This window comes from Allorhizobium sp. GW101-3B10, from assembly GCF_059424725.1.
In genome coordinates this window covers 66,981-86,478 of sequence record NZ_JBWKZR010000003.1, presented here as the reverse complement: position 1 = coordinate 86,478, position 19,498 = coordinate 66,981, and the positions used below count along the sequence as shown (strand labels likewise).

Genomic DNA, 19,498 nt, shown 5'->3' with positions numbered 1-19,498 from the left:
CAATGCAGCTATGCGGCCAGTGCGTTGGTCTCATTGCCGAGGTCAGCCGCCAGCTGCGTTTCGATGTCACGTAGTTCACGCCTTTTCCGTTTCAGGTCGTCAGCGAACGCAAACGCTCCTCCGTCTCGCGAACGGTATGAGGCCAGCCGGCACTCGGCCTCTTCCAACCGCCGGCGATACTGAAGCTGTTCCTGCTCGAAGCCGTCGAGTCCGTGCTCCAGCCGTGAGATGGCGCCCAGTGGTGTGACCGTGATCGAAAGGTCGATCTCATACTCTACCCCGGTGCGCTGGAGCAGCGTCTCGTAGCGATAGCTGTCACCCTTGCCGAACCTCTCACCCTCATAGACGAGATCGAAGCCGCCGATCGTGGCAAGATGCACATCGCCCTCATGCTGAAGCTGTAGAAGCGTGAGGATTTTCTTCATCAGCGCCCGGCCGGCCTCCTTGCGCTCGGCATATACTGTACCGAGCACCGTCATGGTGAAGGCTTCGCCGGTGGTCGACTGTAGCCGCGCGATGTCCTGGCCGATTTCGTCAATCCGCCGGGTCGAGACCTCGATTTCGCGCTCTGCATCGCGCATCTGCCGACGGACGGCGTATTGATCGTCCTCGTGGGCGGCCCGCAGCCGTTCGAGCCGTGCGATATCGGCCTCTAAGCCTGCCTTCTGCATCAACCGTTCATCGCCAGATGCGATCGCCTTGGCCATGGCGAACTGGTTGGCCGCCCCTTCACCAACATCCTCCAGTCGCCTGATCGAGGTGTCGCCAGACAGGGCCGCGGCAATGAACCGAGCCTTACGCTCATTGTTCTGCCACATGCTGGCATCCAACGAGCTTTCCGTTGCATAGGCGAAGATATCGACCTCGTCGTGCTGGTTGCCCTGGCGGACGATCCGGCCTTCCCGTTGCTCGATCTGCGACGGCAGCCATGGCACATCGAGGTGATGGAGCGCCTTCAGCCGAAGCTGGGCGTTGACACCGGTGCCCATCGTCTCGGAGGAGCCGATCAGGAAACGAACCTTGCCGGCCCTGACATCACCGAACAATCGCTGCTTGGCTTCGGTCTTCTTGTAGTCCTGCATGAAGGCGATTTGCGAGGCCGGCACGCCGAGCCGGATCAGCTCGTCGCGGATAAAACGGTAGGCCGAGAAGCCGCGGGACTTTTCGACATTGATCGTGCCGAGATCGGAAAAGATCATCTGGGCAGCTCCTGGTAGATCGAAGTCTTTCCCGTCGGGGCGTCGATAGATCACCTCGCCGGTATCCTTCCAGATCCCGTAGGCATTGCGGACGAGCAGATTGAGCTTGTTATTCTCCTCATTGTCGGCCGCCGGCATGACGAAGCGCAGGTCGATCGCCGCATGGCGCCCATCAGTGATGACGGACAGCAGGATGTCGTCACCGGGCTTGGCGGGGCCTTCGCGCTGCTCGATCGCCTTGATCCGCGTGTCGAGCATCTGCTGATAGGTCTTGAACAGAGCCGTCGGTTTGGCCGTCAGGATCTGCCGGCGCCCGCTCGAGATGTTGGGGACCTTCACATATTGCCTGAGATCGTCAGGCAGGACGACATCCGCAAACGAGCGGAACATGGCGATCAGTTCGGGCACATTGACGAAGGAAGCGAAGCGGCTGACCGGCTTATATTTGCCGGATGGCTGGATTTCGAGTTCGGTGGTCGTGTCGCCGAAACACGATGCCCAGGCGTCGAACTCGTGCAGCCCGCGCTCAGAAAGTGCTGCATACCCAAGCAGACGCTGGATCGAGAACATCTCACCCAATGTGTTCGTGATCGGCGTGCCGGAGGCAAGTACCAGCGCCCGGCCGGAGTTCTTCGTCTCGATATAGCGTGATTTCACGTAGAGATCCCAAGCGCGCTGCGAGCCGTTAGGGTCGATGCCTTTCAGTGTCGACATGTTGGTGGCAAAGGACAGTTTTCGGAACTCCTGCGCCTCGTCGACAACGATCTGATCGACACCGATTTCGGAGATGGTCAGAACGTCATCCTTTCTGGTCGCCAGACCTTCGAGCCGCTCCCGCAGTCCCTCCTTCAACCGCTCGAGGCGCTTGCGCGAGACGCGGTCCTCGCTGTCGACCTTGGTCAGCAGATCCTCATAGAGCTGCAACTCGTCCTGGATCATCTCCTGTTCGAAGGCAGACGGCACGGCGATGAAGCGGAAGGCCGAATGCGTGATGATGATCGCGTCCCAGGTCGCGGTTGCCGCCCGTGACAGGAAGCGAGCACGCTTGTCCTTGGTGAAGTTGGTCTCGTCAGCGACGAGAATGCGGGCATTTGGATAGAGGCCTAGAAACTCGCGGGCGGCCTGCGCCAGGCAATGGCCGGGCACGACCAGCATGGCCTTGGCGATCAGTCCAAGCCGGCGCTGCTCCATGATGGCCGCCGCCATCGTCATCGTCTTGCCGGCGCCGACGGCATGGGCAAGATAGGTCGAGCCATCGGCAATGATCCGCCAGATGCCGCGTTTCTGGTGCCCATACAAAACAATGGCGCCAGAGGCGCCAGGGAGTTTCAGGTGGGAGCCGTCGAATTTGCGCGGCGCGATGTTGTTGAAACGGTCATTGTAATCGCGGGCCAGCCGGTCGGTTCGATCTGGATCGGTCCAGACCCAGTCCTGGAATGCCTGCTTGATCCTCTGCAGCTTATCGCGCGCGGCTTCGGTGTCAACGACATTGAGGACCCGGCGTTCGCCATCCCAATCCTTGAACACGTCGAAGATCTGAGGTACCCGGCTATTGAGCGCATCAGCAAGCAGCTCGCCTGCATGGCGGCGGCTCGTTCCCCATTCCGATGTGCCGGCGGCGCTATAACCGAGTTGTCGTGCCTCCACCGTCCAGGAACCGAGTTCCGGCATATGATAGATGCGGATTTCCGCCTCCATCTTTTGCCTGACGAAGGCGACGACATCGGCGGCCGGGATCCAGGGCGCGCCGAGACGGGCGGTGATGTCGGAGGGGCGCAAGTCTGCCGGCTGAACGACTGCCAAGGCGCGCACGTTGCGCTCATACGTCGGATCGAGCTCGGCTGCGGCCTGCGCGGCGGCGAGCTTTGTGCGGACGCCCCCTGAGAGATATCCGTCTGCCGTCTTCCACGATCCATCGGCCGGATCACGGAAGATGGCCTCGCCCAGCTCGTCGACCACATCAGCAGGATCGCTGTGCAGCAGCTCGGCGACATGGTCGATATCGACGTGGCCGCGTTCATTCAGCACGACGGCGAGTGCATCTGCAGGCGAGGTAATTGTCGGTGCGGCCGGCGGAGCAATCACCCGTTCCGAAAAAATCGGCCCAGGCTTCGCCGTGTCGGTCTCCAGATCATAGTCCTCGATCGAGGCGACCAGCCAGCAATCGGGATCGTCGCGGAACGGTGCGAGGTTCGGCTGGCGGTGGGTCTCCTTGACCTCACCCGTCTCGGCATCTTCCTGGATCGAGACTGTTGTGTGGTTGATCGGCCCGAAATCGCGCACAAAACTCGACCAGGCGATGCGCAATCGCACCTGGAGATCGCGCCATGGCCGATCGGTTTCCTGCGCCTTCAGGACCTCGCGCACTGCGTCGCGGATCGGGATAAGCTTTGAGACGATCCGGACGTGCGTTTCCGGGACCCCATCACCCGTGCGACCCTTGCGGACGGTGACCGCCACGGCCGATCCGTCGAGCATCTGCATCAGGCCCTTCGACCGGTCGAGGAAGAAGCTGCCCTCGCGAACGGAGCTGCCTCTGGGCTGCAAGGCGGCGATCTCGCCGAGCTCGTCTTCCAGATCGATATCGATGGGCGTCGGCTCGCCGTCGTAGAGATCGGCGGGCAATAGATCGATTGCAGCGGCGAGGGCGGTGTCGAGATCCTCGTCATCGCGGGGCCGGCATGTGTAGGTCTCGCCGAACGGGCCGGAGGTCAGGGCGTGTGTGCCGAGCACGAAGTCCGGATGCCGACCAAACCAGCGATTGACCCTGATGGCGCCTTCGTCGTCGGTGGCCGGCCTGATCTCATCGACATCGAGCCACAGCTGATTTCCCTCCGGCTCTCCGGGCTTGTGCTTGCGGAAGAAGAGGATGTCGACGACGACATCCGTACCGGCGTCGCGACGGAAGCTGCCCTCGGGCAGCCGGATTGCTGCGATCAGGTCGGCGGATTTGGCGATATGCTCGCGTGCCGTGGTATCGGCCTTGTCCATCGTACCATGCGAGGTGACGAAGGCGGCGAGCGCGCCGGGCTTCAACAGGTCAATCGACCGGGCGATGAAATAGTCGTGCAAACGAAGGCCAAGCGATCGGTAAGCGCGGTCCGAGCGGACGGTGCGATCGGAGAAGGGCGGATTGCCGATGGCGAGGTCGTAGATCGGAGCCAAATCCGTGCGGGCAAAGTCGCCATTGATGATCCGTGCCTTCGGCTGAAGCAGGCGGGCGATGCGGGCGGTGACCGGATCAAGCTCGATCCCGGTCACAAAGGCGGCATCGCGATATGGCTCCGGCATCAGGGCCGGGAACAGCCCCGGGCCGATACCCGGTTCCAGCACCCGGCCACCGCGCCAGCCCAGTTTCTGGACCCCAGCCCAGATTGCGCTGATGATGTACTCCGGCGTGAAATGCGCATATTGGGTGCAGCGGGCAAGCGACGCATAATCGCTCTCGGAAACCGCGCTCTCGAGCGAAGAACCAATATCGTCCCAGCCTTGGCGGAAATCGACATCACCCGGCCGACGGAACATACCGTTGGCCAGTTCGCCGGCGCCGAAGCCCATGAAGCGGATCAACTGCGCCTGTTCCTTGGCCGTCGCCGGCCGGTCCTGCTTGGCAATGCCGTCGGCGATAAGGATCGCCGCGACATTGGCGCGGGCGCGATCCTTCCAGGCGGCGGCCAGCCCGCGGTCGCCGTCGAGATAGAAGTTTGCCCGAAGCCTCGCGCGCCGGGCAGGCGTGGCAGCGACGGGGAGGGCGGGTGCAGGTGCTGGCGGCAGGGGATCCGGATCGTCGTCATTGGCGGCATCAGGCGAGAACCCGCCGAACGCTGTCACGCCAAGTCCGAGGCCCGACGAAAGTACGCTCGAGCCGAACATGTCTGATGTAAAGGGATCGTTGCTCATGGGAAAGCTCCTTGAAATGAGGGCGTGCGCCATCGCTCGGCCACGGAAAAGGCCGCTTTCGGCGCGGAGTTTGCGAATGATGATCTCGCTCAGGCGGCCAGGGCTGAGGGGAGGTGGCGTAGATGGACCGGCAGCTTGGCCGCGATCTCGTCGTCAGACAGAGTGTCGAGCAGTTTCAGGAATGTACCTTCACTGCCACCGTAGAGCATCACCGTGCGATGTCCTTGCATCGGCGTTGGCCAGCTATCGCCGGCATAGCCACGATAGTCGTCGGTGGTCGTGCTCCAGATATGCTCAAGCCGCTCTTCGCGGCTCATGGCCCGGACCGGTCGGGTTTCACGGTCGATGATCGCGGTCCGCATCGCCTCCACAGAGTTCGGGTCCGAGAGGTCGCAGTAGGTGTGAAAGTAGCGAACCGCTTCATCGATCCGGACCGCGTAGAACACCGAGGTCACCGAACCGGTCATGAACTCCCGCATCGCAAAGATCGGCCCGCGCATCCAGAGCGGCGGCAGAATGTCGAGCATATAGGAATAGGAGGTTTCATCGATCTCGAACCATTCGCCGGCATAGACTGCAGACTGGTCACCATCAAAACGGTCGGGGCGCTTCGCGTGCCTGTCGAACATCCGGAACATGTCGGCGCGCTTGGCCGCTCCCTGAAAGATTTTGCGGGGAAGGACTCTCGAGGTCATCAGCTTGATCCTTTCGGGGTTTTGGACCGAAGGCAGCACAAGTCGTTCCGACCTCGCCATCCTGTTCAGTCCTTCATGACCCCCTCCGCGCTGCCGGCCTCGTGTCCGACCGGGTCAAGGGCCGGCGCATGCCGGGCGGAGCCTCCCTTGATGCGGCCGGCGCGCATGCGGCAAGCCCCGTTATTCCCTGCGGTTTTCCTTTCCCGTTTTTCACTTTCCCTGTTTTGAAGAACCTCGTTCCAATCCTCCGCCGGCGGACGGAGCCGCTGCCAGTCGCAGCCGGACGCCTCGGCGAGCGCGCGCAGTCGCTCGGCGTATACATCACCCTGAGAATTGGCATCGGTCGCGGCCACTAGTGTGAGTCCCGGCCGCACAGCAAGTTCGGCAAGCGCCGCATCTGTCGCCGGAGACCACCCACCGCCAGTGCTGAGATAGAGAGTTCGCTCGCGCGGACCTTCGAGAGCCGCAAGGCTCATCGCGTCGATCGCGGCCTCGGTAACGCAGAGTCGAGAGGCATCGCTTGGTCCAAAACGGAAGAGAACCTTCGAGCCCCCGGTGGCAAAGCCACGCCAGTCGGGACCGCGCTCCTCCCAACCCACAACGCGTCCCTGGCTATCGACATGGGCCGCCCACATACTGCCGAAGGGCCCTTCCCGCAGGACACCCTCTCGATTAGCCTGTCGGGCGATGGCCGTCGGGATCCAGCGCGCCCAGCACAGATAGCGCCAGGCACTGGATCCGGGCGAAGGCGTGGGCCGGCTGCGCCAACGGTCGCAAATGTCTTTTGCTGGCACTGAAGAACGCGATGACCTCCATTCCGTCCGGGAGAGTTGATACCCGACAATTGACGCGACCGCTTCCATCGCGGACGGGAATGGAATTCCTTCCAGGAACATGGCAAGGCCGAAGACATCGCCTTTCTCGTCGCTGAGCGGATCGAACCAGCCGCGCCCGTCATGCGTGACAATGACAATGCTGCCGCTACGCCGGTATTTGACGGCGCGTCGCGTGCTTTCCTTCAGATCGATTTCGTAACCGGCTCGTTCCAGCACGGCTTCGCAACTCACCTTTGCGCGCAGCGCCTCCAACTCTTCTCTCTTCATTGTTTTCCGATCACTTGTCGATCGCCCTTCTTTTCCAATCCGCATACCTGCGGCTATCCTCGTTTCCGCCGCGAAGAATGGAGGGGGCAAGGGCGCGGCAATCAAGGTGCAGATTTGCACCGGGACGCGGCGGAGCTTCCCTTGCGGCCAACAAGTCGCCAGCGGCAGGAACATTCGGGTCTCAATGAGACCCGCGCGGGAAATACTCGTGCACGATCTCAAGACCGTCTTCGTCATCGAGTTCGTCGGACGGAAGGACGCCGAATTCGTCGCCGGATTTGAACAGGGTGACGGGAACCATGAGGATGCGGGAAAGCGAAAATGCGTGGCTTTGGGCGAGTGCAAGATCCTGTGCCATGTGAGAAACCTCCGTCCGGAGCGGGCCGATCCCGCTCGATGGCTCCTCAAAGGACCGGGGACGGTCGCGATCACCGCGAAGGCGAAGTCAAGCGGCGGCAGCAGGCTGCCGACCCCATAGTGGGTTGATCGACGGAGATCCGGACACGGTCCAGGACGCCATCCATAAAGAGCGGGATTGGTTTGCTTCGGCGGGAATTGAGGTATCCGGCGGAGATGGTTCACAGAAGCCAGCTCAGCATTTGTTGCCGAGCATCTGTTTGACCAGCCCACGAGTCAGCGACGGCCGGCTTTCTCCTGATCGGACAAGGCTTTGAGAACAGCGAAGTCCATCTCAGCGCGTGGCTCTATCCGGGCTATCTCGCTGGCGACTTTCGACCAGTGCCAGAACTCGTCGATATTACCACTGGACTGGCTATGGGACGCACGGTGCTGTGCTTCGTAGTAGGACCCGGCTGGATCCGATATTGCGAGAAGCCTGGCATCAGCCTGCCATCGCCGCCGTATTGCCCGGCGATGTGCGAGCCATCGTCTGAGGAAGCCGATCATCTATCTCTCGAGACCGGTGGCGATAGAGGCAAGTCACCACAAAATCCGAATGACGGAGAGGTGGTTTTATATGAATTATTTCAATATCTTATCAAAAATTGCATAAGCATAATTATGGAACTTCACTGAAGCCTCGAGACGATTAAGCGTGTCGCAGTCGCCGAGCTCGATGACACCGCCGGGAATGAACACTTGAGAGCGGCGGTGCAAAAGTCGGCCACGGTAACGGCGCGATAGTCTCGCCGTAGGGGCGGAGTAAAATCCGGCCACCTATCTTCCTTCTGCATTAAACGCAGGAGGGACAAGGGGATCTACACCGTGGAATTGTATCTCAAGGTTCGCTTGGCCGTCTCGGAAGGGATGAGCCGGCGTCAGGCTGCAAAGCATTTCAACATATCGCGCGACACCGTTGCCAAGATGGTGTCGTATTCGACGCCTCCGGGCTATCAGCGTCAGTTGCCGATCAGGCGACCCAAGCTGGATGCGTTCGTCTCGACAATCGATCACTGGCTGGATGAGGATGTAAAGGTGCCGCGCAAGCAGCGCCATACGGCCAAACGAGTGTTCGACCGTCTCCGGGACGAGCGCGGGTTCACCGGCGGCTACACGATCATCAAGGATTACATGCGCGAGCGAGATCAGCGTCGCCAGGAGGTGTTCGTGCCTCTATCGCATCCGCCCGGCCATGGGCAGGCGGACTTCGGTGAGGCGATGGTGGTGATCGGCGGTGTGGAGCGCAAGGCGCACTTCTTCGTGCTCGACCTTCCGCACAGCGACGGCTGCTATGTGCGGGCCTATCCGGCGGCAGTGGCCGAGGCCTGGGTCGATGGCCACGTCCATGCGTTTTCCTTCTTCGGCGCCGTGCCGCAATCGATCGTCTACGACAACGACCGTTGCCTGGTGGCGAAGATTTTGCCTGACGGCACCCGCAAGCGCGCGACGTTGTTCAGCGGCTTCCTGTCCCACTACCTTATCCGGGATCGCTATGGCCGTCCCGGCAAGGGCAACGACAAGGGGAACGTCGAGGGTCTCGTCGGCTATGCCCGGCGCAACTTCATGGTGCCGATCCCGCAGTTTGCGACATGGGAGGCGTTCAACACCTTTCTGGAGGAGCAGTGCCGGAAGCGCCAGCGCGACAGGCTGCGCGGCGAGAGCGAGACGATCGGCGAGCGCTTGCGGCGCGATCTGGCTGCCATGCGCGCCTTGCCAGCCTCGCCATTTGATGCCTGCGACCAGGCAAGTGCCAAGGTGACGGCGCAGTCGCTGGTGCGCTACAAGACCAACGACTATTCCGTCCCGGTCGCCTATGGCCATCAGGATGTGTGGGTGCGCGGCTATGTCAACGAAGTGGTCATCGGTTGCCGTGGCGAGATCATCGCCCGCCATCCTCGGTGCTGGGAACGGGAAGACGTCGTCTTCGATCCTGTCCATTACCTGCCGCTGATCGAGCAGAAGATCAATTCGCTGGATCAGGCAGCGCCCCTCCAGGGCTGGGACTTGCCGCAAGAGTTCGCTACGCTGCGCCGGTTGATGGAAGGCCGCATGGCCAAGCACGGCCGGCGTGAGTACGTGCAGGTCCTCCGCCTGCTGGAGAGCTTCGAACTCGCCGATCTGCATGCGGCGGTGAAGCAGGCGATCCAGCTTGGCGCCATTGGCTTTGACGCCGTCAAGCATCTGATCCTGTGCCGGGTGGAACGCCGGCCGCCCAGACTGGACCTGTCCATCTACCCCTATCTGCCGAGGGCGACGGTCGAGACGACCTCGGCGAAGGCGTATATGCGTCTCCTGTCGTCGGATGCGGGAGAAGCCGCATGAACACCGAAGCACCCGAGATCCTTCTCACCCATTATCTCAAAACCCTGAAGCTGCCGAGTTTCCAGCGCGAGTACCAGAAGCTGGCCCGGCTGTGCGCCACCGAAGGCGTCGATCATGTCGGATACCTCACCCGACTTGCCGAGCGGGAGATGATCGAACGGGACCGTCGCAAGGTCGAGCGTCGCATCAAGGCGGCCAGGTTCCCGGTCGTCAAAAGCCTCGACAGTTTCGACTTCGCCGCCATCCCAAAGCTGAACAAGATGCAGGTGCTGGAACTGGCGCGCTGCGAATGGATCGAGCGCAGGGAGAACGTTATCGCTCTCGGCCCCAGCGGCACGGGCAAGACCCATGTGGCGCTCGGCCTCGGCCTGGCCGCCTGCCAGAAGGGCCTGTCCGTTGGGTTCACGACAGCGGCCGCACTGGCCAGCGAGATGATGGAGGCGCGCGACGAGCGGCGTCTCATCCGGTTCCAGAAGCAGATGGCCGCCTACCAGCTGTTGATCATCGATGAACTGGGCTTCGTGCCGCTGTCAAAGACCGGCGCGGAATTGCTGTTCGAGCTGATCTCGCAACGATACGAGCGAGGCGCGACCCTGATCACCAGCAACCTTCCTTTTGACGAATGGACGGAAACCTTGGGGTCCGAGCGCCTGACCGGCGCTTTGCTCGACCGCATCACCCATCACGTCAGCATCCTCGAGATGAACGGCGACAGCTATCGTCTCGCCCAAAGCCGCGCCCGAAAGGCCGGCTGACGCCCTTCGAAAATCGCAACGCGCACATGAGACCCCCGCTCGGGCCTAAGCCCTCCCGGCGGTCTCATGCGCGCGCCACAAGTGGCCGACTTTTGCGCCGCCGCGTGGCAGGATTTTACTCCGCCGTTGACAATCTCGGGTGCTTCGGTGTTCATGCGGCTTCTCCCGCATCCGACGACAGGAGACGCATATACGCCTTCGCCGAGGTCGTCTCGACCGTCGCCCTCGGCAGATAGGGGTAGATGGACAGGTCCAGTCTGGGCGGCCGGCGTTCCACCCGGCACAGGATCAGATGCTTGACGGCGTCAAAGCCAATGGCGCCAAGCTGGATCGCCTGCTTCACCGCCGCATGCAGATCGGCGAGTTCGAAGCTCTCCAGCAGGCGGAGGACCTGCACGTACTCACGCCGGCCGTGCTTGGCCATGCGGCCTTCCATCAACCGGCGCAGCGTAGCGAACTCTTGCGGCAAGTCCCAGCCCTGGAGGGGCGCTGCCTGATCCAGCGAATTGATCTTCTGCTCGATCAGCGGCAGGTAATGGACAGGATCGAAGACGACGTCTTCCCGTTCCCAGCACCGAGGATGGCGGGCGATGATCTCGCCACGGCAACCGATGACCACTTCGTTGACATAGCCGCGCACCCACACATCCTGATGGCCATAGGCGACCGGGACGGAATAGTCGTTGGTCTTGTAGCGCACCAGCGACTGCGCCGTCACCTTGGCACTTGCCTGGTCGCAGGCATCAAATGGCGAGGCTGGCAAGGCGCGCATGGCAGCCAGATCGCGCCGCAAGCGCTCGCCGATCGTCTCGCTCTCGCCGCGCAGCCTGTCGCGCTGGCGCTTCCGGCACTGCTCCTCCAGAAAGGTGTTGAACGCCTCCCATGTCGCAAACTGCGGGATCGGCACCATGAAGTTGCGCCGGGCATAGCCGACGAGACCCTCGACGTTCCCCTTGTCGTTGCCCTTGCCGGGACGGCCATAGCGATCCCGGATAAGGTAGTGGGACAGGAAGCCGCTGAACAACGTCGCGCGCTTGCGGGTGCCGTCAGGCAAAATCTTCGCCACCAGGCAACGGTCGTTGTCGTAGACGATCGATTGCGGCACGGCGCCGAAGAAGGAAAACGCATGGACGTGGCCATCGACCCAGGCCTCGGCCACTGCCGCCGGATAGGCCCGCACATAGCAGCCGTCGCTGTGCGGAAGGTCGAGCACGAAGAAGTGCGCCTTGCGCTCCACACCGCCGATCACCACCATCGCCTCACCGAAGTCCGCCTGCCCATGGCCGGGCGGATGCGATAGAGGCACGAACACCTCCTGGCGACGCTGATCTCGCTCGCGCATGTAATCCTTGATGATCGTGTAGCCGCCGGTGAACCCGCGCTCGTCCCGGAGACGGTCGAACACTCGTTTGGCCGTATGGCGCTGCTTGCGCGGCACCTTTACATCCTCATCCAGCCAGTGATCGATTGTCGAGACGAACGCATCCAGCTTGGGTCGCCTGATCGGCAACTGACGCTGATAGCCCGGAGGCGTCGAATACGACACCATCTTGGCAACGGTGTCGCGCGATATGTTGAAATGCTTTGCAGCCTGACGCCGGCTCATCCCTTCCGAGACGGCCAAGCGAACCTTGAGATACAATTCCACGGTGTAGATCCCCTTGTCCCTCCTGCGTTTAATGCAGAAGGAAGATAGGTGGCCGGATTTTACTCCGCCCCTACGGCGAGACTATCGCGCCGTTACCGTGGCCGACTTTTGCACCGCCGCTCTCACATTGCGGCAAGTAAGACAATACTTGCAAAGCCCCAGCCGGTTTCCACCGCCTCCTCTATCTGTGCGCCGAAAACGAAGCCCGCCGAAACCAGGCAGGCGGTCCAAACTATTGCGGATGCTGCATTCAGAACTGTAAACTTTGCCCATGACATTGATCCGAGACCAACCGGAAGCGCGCCGATGGTCCGCATACCCTTGGGATATCTGTAAAGAAAGATGTAGGCCCAGCCGTACTTTGCAACTAGGATTTTCGCGGCCGCATAGGCCTTTTCGGCAAAAGGCCACCTCGTTAACCACGCATCCCCGTATCGTCTCGCGATAAAGAACCGTGCTTCGTCCCCGAGATAGCCGCCGGCAAAGGTCACCGCTAAAACAAGGGACAAGTCCAAAGCTTGTGTTTGAGCCGCATAGCCCGCGAACAACGGGAGACTACCGCTTTTCAGCATGCAGTATGCGAAAAGCAGGATGTACATCCATGTCCCGTATTCTCGTACTAGATCAGACAAACCGTCCATATCGCTTCACCAAATCAAATCGCAGGCACAAACAGAAACTCTTTTGTGTACGATCTACACGATCTATCGGATGTTTTCCGTCTCATGGCCTGCCTGGTGAGTGCACGACCATCGGACATCTGGTTCAGTTTGGCATAGCCCGGGCACGAGCTGAGGCTTCCGGTGTTTTCCGACAGCCTCTACATGACAGCGCCAGGGGAATGCGGATAATCGGAGTCAGCTCCTACAGGGCACAGGCCTCGCATGCCTGGCCTCACGACTTCAGGCCGCTGAACTGTCGGTGGGGACTTCACGGTTTTCTCCGCCTATGCCTCAGAGAAGCGAGGCAGGCTGGTAACGACGATGGGGGTTTTGCCTGGCACTCGACCATACAAGTCGACCACGTCCTGATTGATCATCCGGACACACCCTGAGGATACCGACTTGCCGATCGTCCACCATTCTGGCGATCCATGGATGCGGTAAAGCGTGTCTTCGCCATTCTGGAAAATGTAAAGCGCACGCGCGCCCAATGGATTCTTGAGGCCAGGTGGCATACCGCCATTGGCAATGCTGTAGGGCGCAAGTTCCGGCTGTCGAACGACCATCTCGTCAGGTGGCGTCCAGCGCGGCCACTGACGTTTGTACTGAATGACCCCCTTGCCCGACCATTCGAACCCCTGCCGGCCGAGACCGACCCCGTATCGCATCGCCTGTCCGCCCTCGTAAGTCAGGTAGAGAAAATAGTTGGCCGTATCCACGACCAATGTGCCTGGCCGCTCTCCAGTCGGATCACTCACCATCTGCCGGTAATAGCGCTTGGCGATCTTCTGGTAGGGTATAGCAGGCAGCGGGAACTGTTCGTTCAGTATCGGTCCATAGGTGGTTTCCAGAACTGGATGGGATATGGGTACGATTTCAGACTGTGTCGTCTCTGCGGTCGTTGCCGAGCAGCCAGTCAATACAGCCGCCGCTGCCCCAGCCCCCCCGATAACGAAGCCTCGTCGTGTCAATTTGCCAGACTGCAATGTATTTCCTCTCGACGGTTGAAGTTCTGGCTTACGAGCCGGTCATCAGATTTCGGATTTTCTTCATGCGAACCTCGCGGGATTCATGCATGTCGAGCGTTCCTTTGAAGCTACCATTGGCGTCCATCATGTATACGCCAGCCGTATGGTCCATTGTGTAGCTTCCATCTTCGGTCGGAACCTTGCGTGCGTAGGCGGAGAAAGCTTTGACAGCCGTCGCTGTTTGCTCCGGCGTTCCCCGAAGGGCAAGGATTCGACGGTCGAAGGATGTCATGTACTCGTTGAGCAACTGCTGAGTATCTCTCTCTGGGTCAACGCTGATGAAAACAACGTTGAAACCGCTCGCAGCGGGCCCGAGTTCATTCATCAGGTCACTCAGCTCGAACAGCGTTGTGGGGCAGATGTCAGGGCAGTGGGTAAAGCCAAAGAACGCCAAATACGGCTTTCCCTTGAGGACAGCGTTATCGATCACTTGGCCCCGGTGCGAAACCAACTCAAATGGGCGACCGATCGAAGGGGTAGAGGACGTGTCTGGCTCACCACGTTTGCCGCCACTCGATTGGAGCAAGTAACCTATAATCAGTAGCAATGTGACGATCGCAACCACACACCACGCCACAAGTCGAAACGCTCTGAGAGCTTTCATCTAATTCCCTGCCGACATTCACCCTGAAGAACCTCTTAGAGTAGTCCTAATCCCTCTAGTAGCTTGAGGTTCAAGGCAAGTGGCGAAGAAAATCGCAATTTTCCTCAGTCATGTCGCTGCTCCATGCAACACAACAGCCGCAACCCGGATCCTTGTGAACGGTCATAGCCGCACCTTCTGCAAATGCGATCCGCGGCACGAGAGCGGCTGCAAGTACAAAACCAACAAACTGTTTTCGCTTCACTTTCGCGTTCCCCTCATAGACAATGGCCGCCCCGCCTAAATTTGGGGCGGCCGCTGTTGTTACTTAAGCTGGGTGACGGTCAGCTTGCCGTTCACCCGCTCTGCCACGAATTCAACGTTGGCACCCGCTTTCATCTTGTCGAGCATTGCGGGGTCTGACACGCTGAACACCATTGTCATTGCAGGCATGTCCAGGCTCTTCAGTTCTTCGTGAATCAACGTCACCTTATTCGCCTTTGCATCGACCTTTTTGACGGTGCCCTTCGTGAATTCTTGAGCGAGGGCGCCAGTGGCGAGAACAGCAAAGGCAGCTGCTAACGGAATCATGTATTTCATCGTTTGGCTCCTAAATCTTACTTCTGTGCCACAGTCACGTCGCCGTGCATGCCGGCGTCGTAGTGACCCGGCACCAAACAAGCGATTTTGAAAACACCGTCATTGGTAAACCTCCAAACTATTTCACCTGTTTTGCCTGGAGCCAAGCGGATCGCGTTCGGATCATCATGTTCCATCTCTGGGAACTTCTCCATGACGGCCTTATGCTCCATAACCTTGTCCTCTTGGTCGAGGACGAATTCGTGGTCAATCTCACCCGCGTTTTTCACCGCGAACACGACTGTCTGGCCTTTTCGGACCTTGAAGTTACTGGGGGTAAACAGCATCTTGCCGTCATCCGTTTCGGTCATAGTGACACGGATGGTCTGTGTTGCCTTTGCCTTGTCGCCGGGCTCTCCAACAGCCATCTCGCCATGTCCGCCCGCGTGTTCGCCGGCAGCTAATACAGGGGTCGCGAGAGTGGCCACTATAAGGCCGATGAGTGCAGTCTTCATGATTTCAGTCCTTTCTTGGGTTGATTTTCAGCCGTGATCCGAGTGCTTCGGAGTGAGCTTTGTCTTTGCATCCTTAGCTTTCGGAACATCGGGCAGCTCGCCCGTCCATTCCCAAGCCTGAGTACCGGGTGGGTTCTCGTACCAGCCTGGATCTGAGTAATCGCCCGCGGATATGCCTTCGCGGACCTTCACCACCGAGAACATACCACCCATTTCGATTGGGCCATGCGGACCCCAACCGGTCATCATGGGCACCGTGTTCTCCGGGATTTCCATGGACATCTCGCCCATATCGGCCATGCCTGCGGTGCCCATAGGCATATATTCTGGTTGGAATTGCCGGATCTTCTTTGCGACCTCTTTTTTGTCGACGCCAATGAAAGTCGGGATGTCATGGCCCATGGCATTCATAGTGTGGTGCGACTTGTGGCAATGGATCGCCCAATCGCCTACATACTTGGCGTCAAACTCGTATGCTCGCATCGCACCAACGGGGATGTCGATACTAACCTCAGGCCACCGAGCTTCTGGCCGTACCCAGCCACCGTCAGTGCAGGTCACCTCGAAATCATAGCCGTGCATATGGATTGGATGGTTGGTCATTGTGAGATTGCCCACCCGCACGCGGACTCGATCGTCTTTCGAAACGACGAGCGGATCGATCCCAGGGAAGACCCGGCTGTTCCAGGTCCAGAGGTTGAAGTCAGTCATCTCCATTACCCGCGGCACATAGGTGCCAGGATCAATATCGTATCCGCTCAGGAGGAACACGAAATCTCGATCCACGGGCATGAACGTTGGATCTTTTGGATGGATCACAAAAAAGCCCATCATACCCATCGCCATCTGGACCATTTCGTCCGAGTGGGGATGATACATGAAGGTACCGGACTTCACGAGGTCGAACTCGTAGACGAAGGTTTTACCGACAGGGATGTGCGGCTGAGATAGGCCTCCCACTCCGTCCATGCCCGACGGCAGTATCATTCCGTGCCAGTGGATGGTCGTGTGCTCCGGTAGCTTGTTTGTAACAAAAATGCGGACGCGATCGCCCTCAACTGCCTCTATGGTGGGCCCGGGAGACTGACCGTTGTAGCCCCAGAGATAGGCTGTCATGCCTTCCGCCATCTCTCTCTCGACGGGTTCGGCAACAAGATGAAATTCCTTCACACCGTTATTCATCCGGAATGGCAGGGTCCATCCGTTGAGTGTGACTACAGGATTGTAGTCTGGACCTGTGGAAGGTCTGACTGGTGACTGGGTAGCGGCCGAATCCATCAGAGCCGCCTCCGGCAGCCCCATATTTGAGGTCTGGGACCAGGAATTGGATGAAACGAGCGCCGCACCCGCCGCGCCGGCCCCAAGTAGCTGTCTTCTACTGAACATTGTCATGTCCTTTCTCAATGTCCGCCTGCAGGCGCTTCTTCAGCTGATGCGACCTCGGACTCTGCTGCAGCCGATCCAGTGCTTCCGCCATAGATGACGGGAGCGAGGTTTGCCTCGGCTATCCAGAAATCTCGTTTCGCGTTTACCGCCAGCATAGTTGAATCGATTTTCTCTCGGGCATCTGAGATCAGTTCGAACGTGCTGGTGATCATTCCGTTGTAGGTGAGCAGGGACTGGTCTTCGATCGCCTTTCGCAACGGAAGAACGCTGTTTCGGTAATGACGAGCAATGTCATAATTTGACCGGTAGGCGATATAAGCAGACCGCGCCTCCGAACGAACGTTGACCGCCTTTTCCGCAAGCTGGTTAGCAGCACGCATGTAGGCCAGTTCACCCTTACGCATCCGAGCCTGTCCGGAGTCGAAGATCGGTATAGTGAACTCCAATGAACCCGTTCGCGAAATGCTGCGATGGATCTTGCCATCCTCCAGTTCGCGTTCCTGCTCAAGCACACCTACCAGTTCGATGTCAGTAACAAATCGGGTGACATCTTCCAGCCTGTATGTCTGAGCTGTCGCATCAAGTTCCAAGCGTGCGAGTTGCAGGTCGATACGCTTCTGGATGGCTTCCGCCTCAATAGCGTCACGTTTGATCAGAGACTTCGGTAGCGACGGCAAGCGGTTTGGTATCTGAAACTCTACGTCAGAACCAGAAAGCCCCATCAACCGAACAAGCTCTTCTTTCGCCAATTTGGCAGCAAGTCGTGCTTTCGCTGTCTCCCCCGCCAATTCGGCGTAGAACACATGTTCTCGCGCCTGATCTGCCTTGGGCAGAGACCCCGCCTCACCCAGCTTCTTGGCCAAGTCTGATGCGGCGTCTGCCGTTGATTTAGCTTGGTTGAGGTAAGCAACGTTCTCCCAGGCAGCGACGGCGTTGATCCATGCCACGCGGGTCTCAGCGGCAAGTGAGATCGAAGCTAGCGCCGCGTTGAGCTGGGCTTGGCGGAACCGCGTTTCTGCAAGCTTCATGTTCTTGTCATAGGTGGCCAATGCCAAGATGTTTGCAGCAATCGCGCCCTCGAGTACACGGTATGCTTCGAGGCCTGGTGTTCCGATTCCTGACAGCCCTACCGAAAACGATGGAAGAACCGCAAGCTGCGTCTGCCAAACATCAGCGGCACTGTCTCCTAGATCCGCGTAGGATGCTTGCAGTCCTTTATTGTTCAGTAGTGCTACCTGCACGGCCGTCTCAACGTCGATGGTTTTTTTCGCCATCAAAGCCTTTACCCGTTCACGTGTCTGCTCTGCTTGTTGGCGATTTTGCACCCACACGGTTTGTTTGCCGGTAGCCTCCGCGCTTTTCACGGACGACCCTGCGAAGCCTGCATCCTTGGCTGAATAGCCCGTGGTCACACACCCAGTCGCGAACAAAGGGAGGACCAGGGTGGAGATCAATTTAATCTTCAGCGCGACCATCACGCGCCTCCATTCGGAGCTTGAGCATCGTTCAAACCGCGCCACGGCTTGGGGTCCACAGGGATACGATGGGAGTACGCACCCACCGGGTTCTGGTAAGCGACGGGCACGACATCGGCGACCGAGTCTGCTTGGCTAGAAGATGCCACCACTTCTGGTAGCGTGGATGCGCAGCCGCTCGCGAGGAGCGGCATGGCAACCACCAGGAACATATGTCTCATGGCTGGATTCCGAATACGACAGAGAAAGGTGCCAAAGCGCTAGGTCGCGCTAAGGCACAGCACAACCCCTCTAGGGGATCACTAGGGCTCAGATATTCGGCGGCAGAGTAACGCGCGGCGCCACGCCTAGATAGAGCGCGTCCTCACGGCTCCCACTGACCCGCCCCGGGATCAGATGGAGGAGGCCGGCAGCATCGCATTCAATAGCTGCAACCACGCAGAACTCTTGGCAGCAGTTTTTGTCTGCGACCTTCGACTCACCACGCTCATGGTGATCGCTGTGAACGCTCATGTCAGACAGCGCAGCGGGCCCGCCCTTGTGCGAGGCCGGGTGACCGGCCTCGACCTGCATCTCGTTGAACGGACTCTCTGGATGCATGGCCGCATTGACCGTGGACAAACTGTATCCCGCCAGTGATACGAGGATCACCAGACGGAAAGTCAGCAATAACGCCGATGTGAATCGACCACGTTCTTTCATGAGAGAAAAGATTGCTGTCTGCTTGACCATTGTCAACTGGATTCCCCAAGCATTATCCGTTCATGATGACCGTGTTGCAGATCAACCACGCTCGGAGCCTCCCAGCCACCGCCCACGACACAGGCCGACCCGGGTTAAAGTTACCGCGTCTTGCTGTTGCGAAGGTACTCGGCTTGAGGGTCAATGATCGACCTCGATCCGTATCGACTGTTCGTACGCTCGACCCAGCCGTTGTCCAACACCCGGAAAGTCACGTTCGGGTCCGACTGTGACGTCGCCGAGTCGCCTGGGCTGCCATGTCCCTGGGTGATCTGCGCGATCGGCGATGCGGTTTCGCTAAGAAGCGTAAAAGCGAATGCGCCGGAGGTAAGGGGGAAAAAGGCGGCGGCTGCGAATATGATACGTTTCATCATTTTATCCTCGTCTGAATCACTGCGACTTGCAGCAAATGAAACATAAACCGCGTTGTTGTCCGGGGTCTGTCATCTGCTATACAAATTTGTAATCGCCATACCGAAAGGCTGCCGCAAGAATGCCGAAATCAGAC

Annotated in this window: 17 protein-coding genes; 2 read left to right on the top strand and 15 right to left on the bottom strand. The window is 59.4% G+C overall.

Features of this window, described 5'->3' with window-relative positions:
* Positions 1–8 precede the first annotated feature (8 nt).
* From AC07Y0_RS25890 to AC07Y0_RS25875, 4 genes are all read right to left on the bottom strand, one after another.
* On the bottom strand, positions 9–5,099 hold the full coding sequence (locus tag AC07Y0_RS25890) for a helicase-like domain-containing protein (RefSeq protein WP_498680582.1): 5,091 nt from the start codon (positions 5,097–5,099) through the stop codon (positions 9–11).
* An 89-nt stretch (positions 5,100–5,188) separates the two neighbouring features.
* On the bottom strand, positions 5,189–5,794 hold the full coding sequence (locus AC07Y0_RS25885) for a DUF1419 domain-containing protein (protein WP_498680581.1): 606 nt from the start codon (positions 5,792–5,794) through the stop codon (positions 5,189–5,191).
* A gap of 65 nt (positions 5,795–5,859) precedes the next feature.
* Entirely contained in the window at positions 5,860–7,071 is a 1,212-nt protein-coding gene (locus AC07Y0_RS25880; protein ID WP_498680580.1) for a DUF3991 and toprim domain-containing protein, read from the bottom strand.
* 7 nt (positions 7,072–7,078) lie between these two features.
* Complete coding sequence (locus AC07Y0_RS25875) at positions 7,079–7,255, bottom strand: hypothetical protein (protein WP_498680579.1); 177 nt, start codon at positions 7,253–7,255, stop codon at positions 7,079–7,081.
* Positions 7,256–8,121: 866 nt separating this feature from the next.
* Here AC07Y0_RS25875 and istA (AC07Y0_RS25870) point away from each other — a divergent pair.
* Positions 8,122–9,618: an IS21 family transposase gene (gene istA / locus AC07Y0_RS25870; protein WP_498680577.1), complete on the top strand. Its 1,497-nt coding sequence runs from the start codon at positions 8,122–8,124 to the stop codon at positions 9,616–9,618.
* A complete protein-coding gene (gene istB, locus AC07Y0_RS25865; RefSeq protein ID WP_498680578.1) occupies positions 9,615–10,373 on the top strand; it encodes an IS21-like element helper ATPase IstB in 759 nt (252 codons plus the stop codon). The genes istA (AC07Y0_RS25870) and istB overlap by 4 nt, the downstream gene beginning before the upstream one ends.
* A gap of 151 nt (positions 10,374–10,524) precedes the next feature.
* On the opposite strand, the gene istA (AC07Y0_RS25860) is transcribed toward istB, so the two are convergent.
* From istA (AC07Y0_RS25860) to AC07Y0_RS25810, 11 genes are all read right to left on the bottom strand, one after another.
* Complete coding sequence (gene istA / locus AC07Y0_RS25860) at positions 10,525–12,021, bottom strand: IS21 family transposase (RefSeq protein ID WP_498680577.1); 1,497 nt, start codon at positions 12,019–12,021, stop codon at positions 10,525–10,527.
* Positions 12,022–12,143: 122 nt separating this feature from the next.
* Positions 12,144–12,620 carry a DedA family protein gene (locus AC07Y0_RS25855; RefSeq protein ID WP_498680576.1) on the bottom strand — a complete coding sequence of 159 codons (477 nt, stop codon included), beginning with the start codon at positions 12,618–12,620 and terminating at the stop codon, positions 12,144–12,146.
* A gap of 347 nt (positions 12,621–12,967) precedes the next feature.
* Positions 12,968–13,669, bottom strand: coding sequence for a L,D-transpeptidase (locus tag AC07Y0_RS25850; RefSeq protein ID WP_083532141.1), 702 nt, complete (start codon positions 13,667–13,669; stop codon positions 12,968–12,970).
* A gap of 31 nt (positions 13,670–13,700) precedes the next feature.
* Entirely contained in the window at positions 13,701–14,315 is a 615-nt protein-coding gene (locus tag AC07Y0_RS25845; protein WP_154722832.1) for an SCO family protein, read from the bottom strand.
* Between the two features lie 303 nt (positions 14,316–14,618).
* The gene (locus tag AC07Y0_RS25840; RefSeq protein ID WP_154722831.1) at positions 14,619–14,894 is read right to left on the bottom strand and encodes a copper-binding protein; all 276 of its coding nucleotides are present in this window, start codon (positions 14,892–14,894) and stop codon (positions 14,619–14,621) included.
* Between the two features lie 17 nt (positions 14,895–14,911).
* The gene (locus tag AC07Y0_RS25835; RefSeq protein WP_154722830.1) at positions 14,912–15,388 is read right to left on the bottom strand and encodes a cupredoxin domain-containing protein; all 477 of its coding nucleotides are present in this window, start codon (positions 15,386–15,388) and stop codon (positions 14,912–14,914) included.
* A gap of 27 nt (positions 15,389–15,415) precedes the next feature.
* Positions 15,416–16,774, bottom strand: a complete 1,359-nt coding sequence (locus AC07Y0_RS25830) for a multicopper oxidase family protein (RefSeq protein ID WP_154722829.1) — start codon at positions 16,772–16,774, stop codon at positions 15,416–15,418.
* A gap of 14 nt (positions 16,775–16,788) precedes the next feature.
* The gene (locus AC07Y0_RS25825; protein WP_154722828.1) at positions 16,789–18,249 is read right to left on the bottom strand and encodes a TolC family protein; all 1,461 of its coding nucleotides are present in this window, start codon (positions 18,247–18,249) and stop codon (positions 16,789–16,791) included.
* Complete coding sequence (locus AC07Y0_RS25820) at positions 18,249–18,470, bottom strand: hypothetical protein (RefSeq protein ID WP_232365656.1); 222 nt, start codon at positions 18,468–18,470, stop codon at positions 18,249–18,251. Before AC07Y0_RS25820 ends, AC07Y0_RS25825 begins: the two co-directional genes overlap by 1 nt.
* 88 nt (positions 18,471–18,558) lie before the next feature.
* Positions 18,559–18,981, bottom strand: coding sequence for a hypothetical protein (locus AC07Y0_RS25815; protein WP_154722827.1), 423 nt, complete (start codon positions 18,979–18,981; stop codon positions 18,559–18,561).
* A 110-nt stretch (positions 18,982–19,091) separates the two neighbouring features.
* Positions 19,092–19,361, bottom strand: a complete 270-nt coding sequence (locus tag AC07Y0_RS25810) for a hypothetical protein (protein WP_232365655.1) — start codon at positions 19,359–19,361, stop codon at positions 19,092–19,094.
* Positions 19,362–19,498: the final 137 nt, after the last annotated feature.